Annotated in this window: 13 protein-coding genes; 10 read left to right on the forward strand and 3 right to left on the reverse strand. The window is 43.8% G+C overall.

Features of this window, described 5'->3' with window-relative positions; genetic code table 11:
* Nucleotides 1–124: 124 nt before the first annotated feature.
* The 5 genes from JI665_RS22605 (at nucleotide 125) to JI665_RS22625 (ending at nucleotide 5,457) form a co-directional block, all read left to right on the forward strand.
* Nucleotides 125–988, forward strand: coding sequence for a MurR/RpiR family transcriptional regulator (locus JI665_RS22605; RefSeq protein WP_206844422.1), 864 nt, complete (start codon nucleotides 125–127; stop codon nucleotides 986–988).
* Nucleotides 985–2,112 (forward strand): M20 peptidase aminoacylase family protein, encoded by a 1,128-nt coding sequence (locus tag JI665_RS22610; RefSeq protein ID WP_206844424.1) that lies wholly within the window; start codon nucleotides 985–987, stop codon nucleotides 2,110–2,112. Before JI665_RS22605 ends, JI665_RS22610 begins: the two co-directional genes overlap by 4 nt.
* Before the next feature lie 2 nt (nucleotides 2,113–2,114).
* On the forward strand, nucleotides 2,115–2,933 hold the full coding sequence (locus tag JI665_RS22615) for a GNAT family N-acetyltransferase (RefSeq protein WP_206844426.1): 819 nt from the start codon (nucleotides 2,115–2,117) through the stop codon (nucleotides 2,931–2,933).
* Nucleotides 2,934–2,954: 21 nt separating this feature from the next.
* Nucleotides 2,955–4,061: an o-succinylbenzoate synthase gene (gene menC / locus JI665_RS22620; RefSeq protein WP_206844428.1), complete on the forward strand. Its 1,107-nt coding sequence runs from the start codon at nucleotides 2,955–2,957 to the stop codon at nucleotides 4,059–4,061.
* Nucleotides 4,062–4,371: 310 nt separating this feature from the next.
* A complete protein-coding gene (locus JI665_RS22625; protein ID WP_206844431.1) occupies nucleotides 4,372–5,457 on the forward strand; it encodes a hypothetical protein in 1,086 nt (361 codons plus the stop codon).
* A gap of 114 nt (nucleotides 5,458–5,571) precedes the next feature.
* On the opposite strand, the gene JI665_RS22630 is transcribed toward JI665_RS22625, so the two are convergent.
* Both JI665_RS22630 and JI665_RS22635 read right to left on the reverse strand, forming a co-directional pair.
* Nucleotides 5,572–6,066, reverse strand: coding sequence for a hypothetical protein (locus tag JI665_RS22630; RefSeq protein WP_206844435.1), 495 nt, complete (start codon nucleotides 6,064–6,066; stop codon nucleotides 5,572–5,574).
* 112 nt (nucleotides 6,067–6,178) lie between these two features.
* Entirely contained in the window at nucleotides 6,179–7,525 is a 1,347-nt protein-coding gene (locus JI665_RS22635; RefSeq protein ID WP_206844437.1) for a PLP-dependent aminotransferase family protein, read from the reverse strand.
* Nucleotides 7,526–7,669: 144 nt separating this feature from the next.
* Between JI665_RS22635 and blaOXA the strand changes: the two genes are divergently transcribed.
* The 5 genes from blaOXA (at nucleotide 7,670) to JI665_RS22660 (ending at nucleotide 14,113) form a co-directional block, all read left to right on the forward strand.
* Nucleotides 7,670–8,467: a class D beta-lactamase gene (gene blaOXA, locus JI665_RS22640; RefSeq protein WP_206844439.1), complete on the forward strand. Its 798-nt coding sequence runs from the start codon at nucleotides 7,670–7,672 to the stop codon at nucleotides 8,465–8,467.
* A 199-nt stretch (nucleotides 8,468–8,666) separates the two neighbouring features.
* Nucleotides 8,667–9,686 (forward strand): SDR family oxidoreductase, encoded by a 1,020-nt coding sequence (locus JI665_RS22645; protein WP_206844441.1) that lies wholly within the window; start codon nucleotides 8,667–8,669, stop codon nucleotides 9,684–9,686.
* Nucleotides 9,687–9,933: 247 nt separating this feature from the next.
* Complete coding sequence (locus JI665_RS22650; RefSeq protein WP_206844443.1) at nucleotides 9,934–10,506, forward strand: glycerol-3-phosphate responsive antiterminator; 573 nt, start codon at nucleotides 9,934–9,936, stop codon at nucleotides 10,504–10,506.
* Between the two features lie 534 nt (nucleotides 10,507–11,040).
* Nucleotides 11,041–13,368 (forward strand): alkaline phosphatase D family protein, encoded by a 2,328-nt coding sequence (locus JI665_RS22655; protein WP_206844446.1) that lies wholly within the window; start codon nucleotides 11,041–11,043, stop codon nucleotides 13,366–13,368.
* 334 nt (nucleotides 13,369–13,702) lie between these two features.
* Nucleotides 13,703–14,113: a RidA family protein gene (locus tag JI665_RS22660; protein ID WP_206844448.1), complete on the forward strand. Its 411-nt coding sequence runs from the start codon at nucleotides 13,703–13,705 to the stop codon at nucleotides 14,111–14,113.
* Between the two features lie 57 nt (nucleotides 14,114–14,170).
* On the opposite strand, the gene JI665_RS22665 is transcribed toward JI665_RS22660, so the two are convergent.
* The gene (locus JI665_RS22665; RefSeq protein ID WP_206844450.1) at nucleotides 14,171–15,637 is read right to left on the reverse strand and encodes an Msr family ABC-F type ribosomal protection protein; all 1,467 of its coding nucleotides are present in this window, start codon (nucleotides 15,635–15,637) and stop codon (nucleotides 14,171–14,173) included.
* Between the last annotated feature and the right edge of the window lie 2 nt (nucleotides 15,638–15,639).

The following is a 15,639-nucleotide window of genomic DNA, read 5'->3' on the forward strand; positions in this document are numbered from 1 at the left end:
ATTATAAAATTTTCAGAATTATTATTGTTTTCCGGGGGGATATGTGATAGTTTAGTTAAAACGAAGTTCAGACTTCAAAAATATAAAAAAAAAGCATAAACTTCATTGATTTAAGGTGAGTCTAATGATATTAACAGAAACAATAGAAAAAGAGTTTAATAACCTTTCCAAAGGACAGCAGAAGGCAGCAAAGTATTTGCTCGATCATCCAAAGGAATTCGCCGTGAAGTCAGCCGGTGAGATCGGCAAGAGAATCGGGGTCAGTGAAACGACAGTTATTCGATTTTGTTATTCCATTCAGCTTTCCGGGTATTCGGAGCTGCAGAAGATGGTAAGGGAACAGCTATTGAAGGCGAATAGCACACTTGGTCAGTATTTTACCAGCAAGGTGGAACTGGCAGAAAAGCCGGAGTTCCTTGCGAGTGTGATGGAAAAGGATTGTCTCCATATCAGAGAAACGATTCAGAATATAAGTCAGGACGATTTTGATGTTTTAGTGGAGCGTTTGATCCAAACGAAAAAAATATATGTTACAGGTCTGCGGTCTTCCTTTGCGGCAGCAAGCTGGCTTTCTTTTACCCTTGGTGTTGTTAGGGGAAATGCGAAGCTGATCCGGCCGGATACGGATGATCTGCTGCTGACGATCACTGAAATGGATGAAGAAGCCACGTTCATTGCCATTTCATTTGACCGCTACATGAAAGATACGATTAAAATGGCGGAACTGGCGAAAAAGCAGGGAGCATTTGTAATTGGCATAACAGATTCAGCTATCGCGCCGATTAAGGAGCATGCCGACTTGCTTTTTCAAATCCATTCATCGGAAAAATCGACGATTGATGCGGCGCCGGCACTCTTTTCCTTTCTGAATGCGGTGATTGCGGGTGTATCCATTCAAGACTGTGACCGGTTTCAAACAAGGAAAGAGCAATATGAAAAGCTTGAAAGTGAACATTTTTTTATTCAGCCGGGAGGGAAGATGGATTGAAGGAAATTATTAAAGAGGTTAAGCCTGCATTGGATATGGTTTTTGATCATTTGCACGAAAACCCGGAAGTGAGCTGGAGGGAATATAAAACCACTGAGTACTTGCAAAAATTCCTGGAATGCCGGGGGTTCCAGGTTCAGCTGTTTGGGGATTGCACTGGTTTGGCTGTTGAAGTGGGGGAAGGGAGTCCATGCGTTGCGCTTAGAGCGGATATGGACGCACTTTGGCAGGAGGTGGACGGCAAGTTCCAGGCTAATCATTCCTGCGGACATGATGCCCACATGACAATGGGGGTTGGGGCCATGCTGCTGCTTCAAAAGGCAGGCTTTCCTAAAAAAGGCAAACTGAAATTCATCTTCCAGCCGGCTGAAGAAAAGGGCACTGGTGCCCTGAAAATGATTGAGCATGGCGTGCTGGATGATGTGGATTACCTGTACGGTGTACACCTTAGGCCAATCCAGGAAATAAGGGATGGAGAAGCGTCTGCAGCCATTTACCATGGTGCTGCAAGATTTCTGACCGGGGAAATTATCGGGGAAGATGCCCATGGGGCCCGCCCGCACCTTGGGCAGAATGCCATCGAGATCGGTGCTTCTTTCATCCATGAAATTAAAAATATTTATTTGGATCCGATGGTTCCGCATACGGCTAAAATGACCAAATTCCATGCCGGCAGTGACTCAGGCAATATCATTCCGGGAAAAGCATCCTTTAGCCTGGATCTGAGGGCACAAACAAATGAAGTCATTCATGCACTGGCAGAAAAAATTGAGACGATCACTGAGTATTTATCCAAGCTGTATGGAGTCAAGATTACTCTTGAGACAAAAGCGAATGTGGCAGCAGCTGAAGTTGATGAGGAAGCTCAGCATTTTCTGGAGAAGGCCATAATTGATGTCCTTGGAGCCGGACAATTAAGGGAGCCAATCTTGACTTCAGGCGGGGAGGACTTCCATTTTTATACTCTCAAGAAGCCGAATATTAAGGCCGCGATGCTCGGATTGGGCTGTGATTTAAAGCCGGGGCTTCATCATCCGGACATGACGTTCAATCGGGAAGCGATTTACTCGGGAATGGAAATACTGGCCAAAGCGGTAATGGCCACTTTGGAAAAGGAGGAGTGAAGATGGCTGCTGTGACAATGGATGTACGAGTATTAAAGACAGCATCCGATATGAATCTCATTCAAAAGCTGGAGAAGACAATCTGGAATATGGCTCCCCTTCCGGTTCATCAAACCATCACAGCTGCCCAGAACGGAGGGCTGCTCCTCGGGGCATTTATTGAAGATGATCTTGTGGGATTCAGCTACGGATTTCCCGGCTTTCACAAGGGCAAAGGCTATTTATGCTCCCATATGCTGGGCATTCATCCTGACCACCAGGATAAGGGAATGGGGGCATTATTGAAGCAGAAACAAAAAGAACTGGCTTCCGGGATGGGCTATGACCTGATCACCTGGACTTTTGATCCGCTTGAAAGCCGGAATGCTTACCTGAATCTTTCCAAGCTGAATGCGGTTTGTTCCACATATGTGGAGAATTGCTACGGAGATATGGATGATAGCCTGAACCATGGGCTGCCGACAGACCGTTTAAAGGCAGAATGGTGGATCACCAGTTCACATGTGGAGGAGCCATTGGGCATTGAAACAGCGCACGCAGAGAATCCCTACGATTGGGGAGTATCGGAGGATGACTTTCCTGTTTTATTAAATACTGAATGGGATGCTGCTGCCGGTCCAGTGCTAGTTCCAATTCCGGCAAACTTCCAGACTATTAAAAATAAGAATTTCGAGCTTGCGATCGATTGGCGCTTTAAAACAAGAAGGATTTTTCAGGAGTTATTTTCTAAAGGGTACGCCATGGCAGGATTTCAAAAAGGGCTGGAAGGCCCGGTGCATTATTATGTATTCGTTCAGAGGAATCAGCTTAAACTCAACTAACAGGAAAAGGCGGGAATGAATATGAAAGTGACAGAAGTCGTATTGCGGCATATGAAAATGAGAATGAAAGCTCCATTTACAACAAGCTTCGGCACGTTTCAGGATAAGGAATTTCTCTTGCTGGAAGCCAAGGACGAAAATGGTGTGAGCGGCTGGGGAGAGTCTGTTGCCTTTCATTCACCATGGTATAACGAAGAAACGCTGAAAACAAACTGGCATATGCTTGAAGATTTCATCATCCCGAATCTATTAAACAAAGAAATCGAACACCCTGATGAGGTTTCGGAAACTCTCTCCTACATACGGAAAAACAATATGGCGAAATCAGCCTTCGAAGGGGCGGTTTGGGAGTTATATGCAAAGCAAAAGGGAATTTCGCTTGCAAAGGCCCTTGGCGGAACAGCGAATGAAATTGAGGTTGGAATCAGCATCGGGATTCAGGATCGTGTTGATGACCTGCTGAACCTTATTAGAGAATATGTAGAGGAAGGCTATAAGCGCATCAAGGTGAAAATCAAGCCAGACTGGGATGTTGAGGTCATGAGGGAAGTGAGAAAGCATTTCCCGGATATAGCGCTTATGGCAGATGCAAACTCAGCATATACCCTTGAAGATATCGAACTATTAAAACAGCTGGATGAATTCGATTTAATGATGATCGAACAGCCGCTGGCATCAGATGATATTATTGATCATGCCGTCCTTCAGAGAGAACTCAGAACGCCTGTCTGCCTCGATGAAAGCATTCATTCCTATGAAGATGCGCGCAAGGCGATTGAGCTGGGAAGCTGCAAAATTATTAATATCAAAATCGGCCGGGTTGGGGGGCTGAAAGAATCCAGGAGAATTCATGATCTCTGCAAGGAGCGTGGCATTCCGGTATGGTGCGGAGGCATGCTGGAATCCGGAATTGGCAGGGCGCACAATATTGCCTTAACCACACTTTCCAATTTTATTATGCCAGGGGACACAGCTGCATCGTCCCGCTATTGGGAGAAGGATCTGATTGACCCTGAAGTAACTGTTGAAGAGGGAATGATTAAGGTTCCTGAAAAATCAGGCTTGGGATATGAACCAAATTATGAGACCATTAAACAGTTTACTGTTTTTGAAAAAAGCTTTTCTTAAGCAAGCTGAATAATCAAGCGCGAGAGGCACTCATTGGAGGGAATAGTTCCATTTGATTTGGATAATCAAACGCGAGTGGCACTCTACGCCATGTATAGCTCCGCTTAAGTCGGAAAATCAAACGCGAGTGGCACTCAACGCCAGGAATAGCTCCGCTTAAGTCAGATAGTCAAATGTGAGTGTCACCCAACGCCAGGAATAGCTCCGCTGAAGTCGAATAAATAACCGCGAGTGGGCTCAGAGAGAGATTCTCTCTTTCTCTTTTAAGCTAAATTGTCAAAAAATTCAAATATATAAAAGGGGGATCAGAATGAAAAAGAGTATTCAAATTGCCGGTGCTTTTATTGGGGTCATAGTCGGAGCGGGATTTGCTTCAGGCCAGGAGATTTTGCAGTTTTTCACGGGCTTTGGCTGGATGGGGATTGCCGGAGCCATACTTGCAACCTTTTTCTTTGCTTTTCTTGGCATGAATTTAACTCAGCTTGGAAGCCGTCTGCAGACAGATTCTCACAAAGACGTGATATATCATATTTGCGGAAGGTATCTGGGGATGGCTGTTGATTTCATCATTACCTTCTTTCTTTTTGGGGTGGCAGCTGTCATGCTTGCGGGATCGGGATCCATTTTTGAGGAACAGTTTGGAATCCCGAGCATGGCGGGGAATATCATCATGGCCGTATTGACGGTCCTGACCGTTTGCCTGAATATCCAAAAAGTGGTTTCAATTATCAGCCTGGTCACACCGTTTCTATTAATCATGGTGGTGATCATTGGCGGTTATGCCCTCAGCACGATGGGGGTGGATTTATCAGAAGTTCAGAAACTGGCGGAAAGCCAAACGCCTGCCGCTTCCAACTGGTTCATGGGCGGACTATTATATGTTTCTTACAATATTGCGGCTGGGGCCGCGATGCTGGCTGTCATGGGCGGAACAACGAAAGATGAAAAGCAGGCAGGGGTAGGCGGCATCCTGGGCGGTGCTGGACTGGGTATACTTATTTTGCTTATCAATGCAGCCATGCTGGTCAAAATGGATGTGGTGAGTGGCTCAGACATGCCAATTCTTGCTCTTGCCAATGAAATTTCACCTGTGTTTGGATTATTGATGTTCGTTGTATTGCTGGGCATGATTTACAACACAGCTGTTGGTATGCTGTATGCCTTCACGGCCAGGGTCGTGAAAAAAGAAAATCCTAAATTCAATCTTTTTGCCGTATTATTTGGTGCAGCAGCATTCGGTGCCAGTTTCGCAGGCTTCATTACACTGGTAGGGACGGTTTATCCTTTGATGGGATACCTGGGATTTACACTGATTGCGGCGATTGTGGTTGCCTGGTTTAGGGGGAAGAGGAAGACGTCTGGAAGTATAGGGAGTGAAGTTGTTTTAAAACAATAAAAACTATGCTGAAACAATAGAAAGCTCAGTATCCCTGAGCTTTCTATACCTTCTCAAATTTACCTCATACTTGTCTTGGGGCACTGTACCTGCAGTGGCTGGATTCCTTATTCATTAATAAAGATTATATTCTGAGTTCTCCGGTCCGCCTCCAGCTGAAGGAAAAGTTACACCCATCGTTCGCAAAGCTTCTTTAGCTTGAGAGAGGTAATTTTCTGCCTGGTCCTGCCATCTGATGATTAAACTTATAAACGCCTTATACTCTGGACCTGCATTTTCCTCCATCGTTTTTAGTCCTTCCCGCACCTTTTTATCCTGATTTTCCGCATTCACGATGCAAGCCGCCATTGTGGTGATAATCGATTGCCGCTGTTCTCCATTTACTAGTCTATGTGCACATCCAACAGCGGTCACGCGGTGATACGAAGCCGGAACGAGGTGGTTGTGCATCTCTGCATTTCCTTTTAAATCTTTGGTCTCTGGAATATGAAAAAGTTCAGAACTCATGGAACAAACCATTTCCTCAGCATATAAACTTTGCTGCAGCAGTGTTAATATATCTCCCCAGCCAGTTGCCCGATAATATGGATAATAATAATAAGGATTCAATCGAACCATCTCCTTTTATGGATATTGGAACCCCATCATTATAGATATGATTGTTAATCGGGGGTCATGTCATTTTGGGCGGTGGCGGCTAGTCCATATTTAAGCTTACCTTTTAGATATAAGAATAGGTTAACGCACGAATCCCGTCCCCGATCTTCTTCACTCCAACTCCAATTTTCCGGTCCTCCACCTGAGAGACACTCAATCGAATTCTATTTTCCTTTAGATATTCTGGAAGATACATTGGTGCAGCATCCTGAACCAATACATTTTTCTTTTGGAGATGCTTCACAAGATTCTTGGCTTTCATTCTGCCCGGGAGGACAACTGTCGAATAGAATCCCGAATCCCCGCCCGTAAATGAAGTATTGGGAGGCAAATGCTCCAGGTATGCCTTTTTGAGAATGGTGCCCTTTTTCTTGTATTGACGCCGGAGTTTTTCAATATGGGCTTTAAACATACCGCTGCTTAAGTAAATCTCAAGTGCCCCTTGTGTGAGGACGGGTGTATGGACGTCCGCTGCAAATTTGGCCTGTGTAAAACTTTTCATTAAGGCTTCTGGAAGGACTGCCAATCCTAATCGCAGCCCTGGCAGCAAAACTTTCGAAAAGCTTTTTGTGTAAATGACTCTTCCGGAAGGATCAAAGGCAAACATGGGATCTTCCTTTTTTCTTGTATCAAGATCACCCATGTAGTCATCCTCCACTATGTAGACATCATATTTCTGAGCGAGCTCGACCATATCCTTTTTTTCCTGGTTGGAGTAGCTGCAGCCTGTAGGGTTTTGAAATCTGGAAACAGTGTAGAAAAACTTGATGTTTCTCTCTCTGAATATCTTTTCTAAGTAATTGAGGTCAATGCCTTTCTGATTCACCTCTATGCCAATAGGCTTCAAGCCGCGGGAAGTAATGGAATCTATGAAACTGAAGTGGGTTGGCTGTTCTGTGCAGATCTCCGTTTTATTATTGGGAAAAGGGAGTGAGACCAAGAGATCCAGAGCCTGCTGGGAGCCGGATACCACCGCAATTCTTTCAGCCGGGGCGAAAACCTGCAGATCCTGAAGCTGAGCTGAAAGCTGATGCCGAAGACTCGGCAAACCGAGGGGATTGGAATACTGAAACATTTCCTCTTTATAAAGCTCAATTGCCTGATTCATACAATGCTGGTAATCACGGTAAGGCATCTTGCTTTTATCCGGTCCTGCTGAGACAAAGTCAATGATTGCAGGTTTGTGTTTTTTAGGCAAATCGGTGCCTACCGCAAAATAGCCGCTTTTTGGCACAGAGTAAATCAGATGGGCCTTTTCCAATTCACTGTAAGCTTTCAGTACAGTGTTGATGCTGCAGCTGTATTCTTTTGCAAAGCTGCGGATGGAAGGGAGCTTTTCTCCGGATTTCAAGCGTTCATCAGCCAATCTCGATTGGATTTCTCCTATGATTTCATCATATTTAGTGCCCAAGTTTACACTCCTCTCGTTGATTTGTATGGGTACAGATGGCCAAAACTGTTCTTTTCTGTATCCATCATGCTGTTTATAGTATAAGTGACAAATACAGAGCTGACATCATGACGGAAATCCTATTTTATGAAGGAGGAAGAAAAGATGAAGTGGATGAGAAGAGCGGGTATTGCGGCCCTTTCCGTGCTGCTGCTGCTGACGGGTACAGGAGCTGGGGCATTAGGCGGGCAAGAAAACATAAAAGACCTGCACATTGAAGAAGCTTTTGCAGGAACAGAGGGCACCATGGTCCTCAAAAATCTTAAGAATGACAAGGTTTATGTCTACAACAAGGAGAGGAGCAAAGAGAGACTGACGCCTGAATCAACCTTTAAAGTCGCCAATGCCCTGATCGGGCTGGAAACTGCCGCTGTCAGGGATGAATACGAAGTGAATAGGTGGGATGGAGTTGAACGCGAATTCGACAGCTGGAACAGGGACCATTCACTGGCTTCTGCCATGAGGGAATCAGCTATCTGGTTTTATCAGGACCTGGCGAGAACGATTGGTGAAAAGAACATGAAAGAGTACGTTTCAAAGATAGACTATGGCAACCAGGATATTTCCGGTGGGATTGATGCGTTTTGGCTGGACAGCAGCCTGAAAATTTCCGCAGCAGAGCAAGCTGATTTTATAGAAAAGCTTGTGGAGGAGAAGCTGCCTTTTACAGAGAAAAATCAAAAAACTGTCAAGAGAATGATGATTCAGGATGAACAGGATCATTTCATACTGCATGGCAAAACGGGGACAAGGCTGTCCGACATGGGACTGGGCTGGTACGTTGGTTTTATTGAAACAGAGAAGGGCACATGGGTGTTTGCGGTAAATATCGATGGAACAGGTACGGAGGCCAGGAATATTGCTGTAGAAGTACTGAAGGAGAAAGTGATCATTAAAGAGTAATTTTAACTGATCCTATTGAGGGAAACCATGTTTATGGTTTCCCAATTGTAAAAAGGATGCAGGAATAAATAGCTTACAGATAAAATGTTTTACCAAAATTCCCATATTTCTTAATACTCTCCGTATCTTATTTAGAAGGAAAAACGTTATATAAGATGAATGTATTTATTGCAGCTATTAAAGTGAACGGGGGAAAAGTATGAAGGTTTTAATATTGGGAGGTACTCGTTTTTTAGGAAAAGCGCTGGCAGAAGAAGGCTTGAAAAGAGGTCACGATATTACATTATTCAATCGCGGGAATAATAAAGAAGCGTTTTCCGAAGTGGAACAGCTCGCAGGTGATAGAGATGGTGATGTGTCGCAGCTCAAAAACAGAAAATGGGATGCCGTAATGGATACATGCGGATTCGCACCGCACCAAATTAACAAAATCGCAGCAGTGCTTGGAGATAGCATCGAACATTATACGTACATTTCTAGCATCTCTGTATATAAAGACTGGATTCCGCTCAATCTCACGGAAGACTATCATTTACAGTCTATGCCGCAGGATCGATTGAAAGATGTTGAGGAAGGCAGAATTTCTCCTTATGAGTATTACGGCGCGTTGAAGGTGTTATGCGAAGCTGAAGCAGAAAAGCATTGGCCGGGGCGAGTGCTGCATATCAGGGCAGGTCAGCTGGTTGGGCCGTTTGACTATACAGATCGGCTCCCATACTGGGTTCAGCGTGTCTCGGAAGGCGGAAATATAGTGGTGCCGGGACGTCCGGATCGTCCAATTCAATTGATCGACGTGAAAGATATAGCAGCATGGGGCTTTAATATGGCGGAAAATAGCAAAGCTGGAACGTATAATATTACAGGCCCCGATTATGAATTGACGATGGAAGAGCTTTTGAATACATGTAAATCAGTTACAAACAGCAATGCCAAATTTGTCTGGGCCGATGAACAATTTGTATTGGATCATCAAATACAGCCATGGACTGAAATGCCGTTATGGATTCCTGAACATTTCCCGTTAGATGGAGAAGATAAACCGTGGCACATGTGCATCAGCGTAAAAAAGGCCATAGAAAACGGACTTTCCTTCAGACCGCTTGAAGATACAATTCAGGATGTATATCAATGGGAGAAAGGGAGACAGGATTCCGGACGAAAAGCTGGAATATCTCGTGAAAAAGAGCAAGAGCTGCTGGATGCCTGGTTTCAAAAATAGAAAAAGGATACTTTGTGATGGGGTATTATCCCAACGTCCATATTAGGTTGTACTTACCTTACTAATAATAATGCTAATGAAAAATGACAGGTACAAATTACACTGTCATTTTTTTTACACTTACCATCTGTTTGTACACTATCAGTTACCCTCCTTCTGTTTACTCAGAAACTTAATAAACCTTTACAAAAGGGTACCTATTTCTTAATGACAAAGTGCTATAAACATATTATTGGAGGTGGAAGTGATGGAGAAAAAGGTTTTAGTGAAAAATAATCCTATCATAGCTGCCGTACGCGATGTCTCATTAATTGAGAGAGCTGTTCTTTCACCTGTTGAGACGATCTTTTTAATGACAGGTGATATTTTCTCAATTGAGCATTGCGTTGAAGAAAGCAGAAAGTATCACAAGTCTATTTTTCTGCATGTTGATCTAATCAAAGGCATAGCGAATGATCGAGAAGGAATAAAGTACTTATCTCAAAAAGTAAAGCCAGATGGGATTGTTTCGACAAAAAATCAATTGATTCAGGCTGCTAAAAAAGAGGGATTATTAACGATCCAGCATTTATTTATGCTGGATACACAAGCATATGAAAATGGAATTCGAAACGTATCTAATGTACAGCCTGATGCAATTGAGATTATGCCCGGATTAATGCCAAGAGTCATAAGGGAGATTTACGAAAAAATAGATTGTCCTATTATTACAGCTGGATTAATTAAAAATCCGAATGAGATAAAAGAGGTGTTAGAGGCTGGAGCACACGGTGTAGCGATCGGTGAACCTGTTTTATGGAGTTTAGACTCTAAATTCTAGTTGAAATGTGAAGAAATCTTTAACAATTATTTTACTTAATAACAATACTGTTTTAATAATGAAGTTTTACTATGACAATGTAGATGATGAATACTTATATGTCAAAAATTACATATTATCTAACTGCCAAGGGTGGAGTAAATGGAGAAAACCCAGGTATAGTTACTAGTTTTATTAAGCATAGGAATGCTTTTTAGGGCTGGCTATACTTGGGTTTTTTGTTCTCTTTAGTCAATATAGGATGAGGAAATAGCCTATACTGCTTCGGTTGTCTTTGTCAATTGACCTCCACGAAAGTGGATTCAATATAGAAACCTTTATTTTTGAAAGGGAGGAAGCGCTAATTGAGCAAATAAGACAAAGTATTAAATAAGGACGCTAAATAAACGCCCTTCTGGCTGCACCTATTAAGTGCAGCTGCTTTCGTTATCGAAATAGCTAGAAAGCGAGCTTAGAAGCTGCATAGTCAGCTTGGAAAAATTTCCTGCCAGCTCGTTTAAAGTTATTTAAATCTAGTAAAAGGGAGAGAGTACATTGAATAACCAAAAATGGTTAAAAGACATTACCGCAAAAAAGATGACTCGCCGAAATTTTTTAGAAGTTACAGGGAAAACAGCCGCAGTTGCAGCCTTTTTTTCGCTGCCTGTCATTACGTCAGTAAACGCAGAGGAAACACCAGACTTTTCAGCTTATCCATTTACGCTGGGTGTTGCCTCTGGCGACCCGCTTTCGGATAGTGTTGTTTTATGGACAAGGCTTGCTCCTAATCCGCTTGCAGAGGACGGAAATGGAGGGATGGATAAGCGCTATGTTTCTGTTGAATGGGAAGTGGCAGAAGACGAAGCTTTTAAGAAGATTGTTCGTAGAGGAAAAGAAATTACAGGGCCTGAACTAGGTCATTCAGTGCATGCTGAAGTCTTTGGCTTAAGGCCATGGAGAGAGTATTATTACCGTTTCAAGGCTGGTAATGAAATTAGTCCCGTGGGGAGAACAAAAACTGCTCCTGGTGAAGGCTCACATCTTAAGAGTCTCTCATTCGCAATTGCTTCCTGCCAAGCATGGGCAGGTGGACGCTTTGCCGCTTACAAAAATATGGCTGAGGAGGACCTGGACGTTGTGTTCCACCTTGGTGACTATATTTATGAAAAAGGGGATACTGAAACACTGGCAGATTATCGCCTCCTTCATGCACAATACAAAACATCACCAGATTTGCAGGCAGCGCATAGTGCTTTCCCCTTTATTGTGACGTTTGATGACCATGAGGTAGATAATGATTGGTCCAATGATATTTCTGATCCGAACTATCCGGAAGGAGAGCGTGAACGTTTTCTGGCAGTGCGTGCGGCTGCGTTCCAGGCCTATTATGAGCATATGCCGCTAAGGCGCCGCTCCAAACCGAATGGCCCAGATATGCTTCTTTACCGTAAATTTACATATGGAGATCTTGCAGAATTCAGTGTGCTGGATACAAGACAATACCGTGACAATCAAGTAGGAAAAGGATTTCCAGGCGGTCCGCTTGATCCTGAAGCTTCTAATCCGGAAAGAACGATGGTAGGATCTGAACAAGGATTATGGCTCATCGGAAATCTTCACCGTTCACAGGCAAAATGGAATGTGCTGGCACAGCAAACAATGATGGCTCAATATGACTACGATCCAGGTGAGGGAATTAGTGTTAACCATGATCAGTGGGATGGATACTCGGCAGATCGGGATCGCCTTTTCGAATTTATTAAGAAGCGTCGACCATCCAATCCAATTGTTCTAGGCGGGGATTGGCATTCAAGCTGGGTAAATGATTTAAAGGAGGATTTCAATGATCCAAAATCCAAGACACTTGCTACCGAGTTTGTCGGGACGTCGATTAGCTCTGGCTGTGGCTGGAAGGATCAGGTTGAAGCAGCATTATCGGTTAATCCGCATGTCAAGTTCTTTGATGGTGAATATCGTGGATATGTACGATTTCACGTCACACATAAATCATGGCAAAGTGATTATCGAGTTGTCTCATCACCTAGTAATCCAGAGGCTGCCGCAAGCACCATCGCCTCCTTTGAAGTAAAGAATGGTAAGGCTGGGGCGATGCGAATAGGCGGAGTGGATGTAACAGACATTCAAGCGAACACGATGATAGCAGGAAAACCAAGCCCTGTTACCGTCTCCCTCAGCAATGGGACGAAAAAAGCAGCGAAAGTTCATGTAAGCATTCCAGTTCCTAAGGGCTGGAAGAGTGAGAGTGTGACTGCGGTTATTGAAGCGCAATCTTCATTAACGGTTGAGGTAATGGCAACACCTCCAGCAGCTGTTCCAGCTGCAGAAAGACTTCGTGTAGAGGTGGACGCCGGCAAAACAACTGTTTTTGGCCGGCCAAGAGATGTTCAGGCAGTCTCTGTCCCCGCTGGAGACGAGTTTCTGCTCGCTCTTGATGCCGGAGTTTCAACGTCGCCTGTCTTTACGTCCTTTAAACGCTTTGTTCCAGAAGATACCTGGGATAATGCGAAGGGGTATGGATGGATCGGAACTTCCCATTCGGCGAGGGATCGAAATAAGCTGGATGAGCTGCAGCGCGATATGATCGTGGGCCGGGATGCTCCAGCAACGTTAAGGCTGGCGATTCCAGCGGGTATTCATCGCATTTATTTCCTAACAGGAGATGCCATTTATACCTCAGCAAACACGATCATTCATTCAGATAACAAGATGCTTGCTGAGACAGGCGGAACGCTGGCACCGGGACAATTCAAATGGCTCCATTTTGATTTAGATGGAGGCAGCAGCGGAAAAGAAATCGACTTGTCCATTACGGGGGAGCTTGGAGATGGATGGTGGAGACTGGTTTCCCTAATGATGAAGTAGGATAGTGAGGTCATTTGCAGGTGGCTTCCACATTGCCGCCACCTGCTAGATACGAAGGGATTTCAGGAACTCTAAAGGTGAAACAGTTAACAATAGGAAAATATATTGTGCTGGGACTCTTTTGAAAGAAAAAAAGCGCAAAGGAGGAAAACCAGTTTCTTCAACAGCTTTATTTGGACATTCAAACATTTGGAGAACGGAAAAAACTAAAATCATATCTATATACATCCCATATTTCCACCCGTCAGGAAGCCCTATAACAGTTATCTAAAAAGGAAATCATGCAAATAGGTTGAATTTAAATAGGTAATACGGTTTGAAAGGAATTTTAGAAATGAAAAATATTTCGTTAATACATTCGTCGATGTTGCCTGCAGTTGACTATGCTTACGCCTCCCATGTTCCTGCTGGAATGGATCTTTATTTTATGGCAGGAGCCTGCCCGCTCGACCAAGAGGGAAAAGTGCCTGAGGGAATCAGATATGAAGAACAGGCCAAACTTTGTGTTGAAAACCTGAAAGCTGCCTTAAAGGAATGTGGTGCTGAATTAAAGGATGTGGCATATACAAGAGTCCTCGTCGCATCTTCTGACCAGTCAGATTTGGTGGCCGCATGGCAGGCAATTAGAGAAGAATTCGGTTCTCATGATGTTCCAAGTACATTGTCAGGTGTCACCGTTTTGGGTTATAGCGGCCAATTAGTTGAGATAGAAGCGGTTGCTGCATTACCCCAAAACGCAAAATAAGCAGCCTGACTACAGAAATGGACCCTCCTGCAAAAGCAGTCGGGTCTATTTTTTCTTTTAGCTCTTCTTTAGAACCAGCATCTTTTCTTCTATGGCATACACACAATCAGCCACCCGTTCAACAAACACTTTATCATGTGAAACCAGCAGGACGGTTCCTTTATAGGCTTCTAAAAACCGTTCCAGCGCTTCGATGCAATAAATATCCAGAAAATTTGTGGGTTCATCTAATATCAGCACATTATATCTGCCAAGGAAAAGCTGGCACAGCACGAGACGGATAGCTTCTCCGCCGCTCAAATTGCGCACATCCTTTTTCAGGTCATTCCCTGTAAAACACATGGAGTGAAGAACAGAACGGATTTTACTATCTTCATAATCGCTTTTTTCTTTCATATATTCCAGCACCGTTTTGCTTTTATCGAATTGATAATCCATCTGTTCATAGGCGCCTGCAACTGCTTTAGGAGAGAGGGTTATGCCCTCGCCGCGATTCAGGATGTGGTTGAGCAGAGTTGTTTTTCCTGATCCGTTTTTTCCTGTAATGGCAATGGTATGGCCAAGGGGAAATTGGAAGCTTGCTTCTTTCAGGAGTGTTCTTTCTCCGCCTTTTAATGTTACCCGATCGCCCATGATGGGAAATTTATTGTGCATTTCCAGTGCAGGCTGCTGATGAAAACGAATCGTCATTTCTTCCTTTGGCGCATCCACATTCTCCAGCATCTGTACCCGCTGTTCAATTGCTTTGGCAGCGCGCTGGACAGCTTTTTGGCTGGTATCCTTGGATTTTGTCATAAACATTTTATTGGCTTTGGCCTTTGTTTCCTTTTTGGAGATATGCCCATTCGCCTGTGTAATCTTATCAGCCTTTTTCATTTTTTCCTCAGCCGCTTTTAATAGGCGGGACTTCTCTTTCACAAATTTTTCATGCTGCTCGAGCTGCTGTTTTCGCTGCAGGTCTTTTTGTTCCGTGTAATCAGAATAGTTCCCGGTATATTCTGTCACAGAACCATCTTCAATTTCCCAAATTTTCGTGACGAGATTGTCAAGCACATACCGGTCATGGCTGACAAGCACAAGGGCTCCATAATAATAGGTCAGCTCTTCAATAAAGAATTGTGTGCCTTCCTTATCGAGGTGGGTGGTTGGCTCATCAATTAATAAGCCTTCATAATAGCTGGAAAAAATTTGCGCCAATTTCCTCCTGGTTCTTTCCCCGCCGCTTAAATTTTCTATTTCGGTTTGAGGAATCGATAGCTGACCAGCCAGTTTATAATCTATTTCGCCCGCTTCTGGCGCTGACAGCTGATCGAAATAGGCAAAATCAGCAAATCTTTTAACCATTCCTTTTTCAGGCTTTAACTGTCCAGCCATCAGCTTCAGCAGGGTGCTTTTACCAGTCCCGTTCTTACCGACAATGCCAATCCGGTCAAACTGGTGCACGGCCAGCCGGGGTATGTTTAATACTAATCTATCTAAATAGGACACTTCTATATTTTCTAATTCAAAAAGTACATTTTCCATTC

It is taken from the genome of Bacillus sp. NTK034 (assembly GCF_017303275.1).
Lineage (GTDB): Bacteria > Bacillota > Bacilli > Bacillales > Cytobacillaceae > Cytobacillus.

Coding starts and splice junctions, on each gene's coding strand:
- JI665_RS22645 (WP_206844441.1), top strand. CDS start 8,667: ATGAAGGTTTTAATATTGGGAGGTACTCGTTTTTTAGGAAAAGCGCTG.
- JI665_RS22650 (WP_206844443.1), top strand. CDS start 9,934: ATGGAGAAAAAGGTTTTAGTGAAAAATAATCCTATCATAGCTGCCGTA.
- menC (WP_206844428.1), top strand. CDS start 2,955: ATGAAAGTGACAGAAGTCGTATTGCGGCATATGAAAATGAGAATGAAA.
- JI665_RS22605 (WP_206844422.1), top strand. CDS start 125: ATGATATTAACAGAAACAATAGAAAAAGAGTTTAATAACCTTTCCAAA.
- blaOXA (WP_206844439.1), top strand. CDS start 7,670: ATGAAGTGGATGAGAAGAGCGGGTATTGCGGCCCTTTCCGTGCTGCTG.
- JI665_RS22625 (WP_206844431.1), top strand. CDS start 4,372: ATGAAAAAGAGTATTCAAATTGCCGGTGCTTTTATTGGGGTCATAGTC.
- JI665_RS22665 (WP_206844450.1), bottom strand. CDS start 15,637: ATGGAAAATGTACTTTTTGAATTAGAAAATATAGAAGTGTCCTATTTA.
- JI665_RS22615 (WP_206844426.1), top strand. CDS start 2,115: ATGGCTGCTGTGACAATGGATGTACGAGTATTAAAGACAGCATCCGAT.
- JI665_RS22660 (WP_206844448.1), top strand. CDS start 13,703: ATGAAAAATATTTCGTTAATACATTCGTCGATGTTGCCTGCAGTTGAC.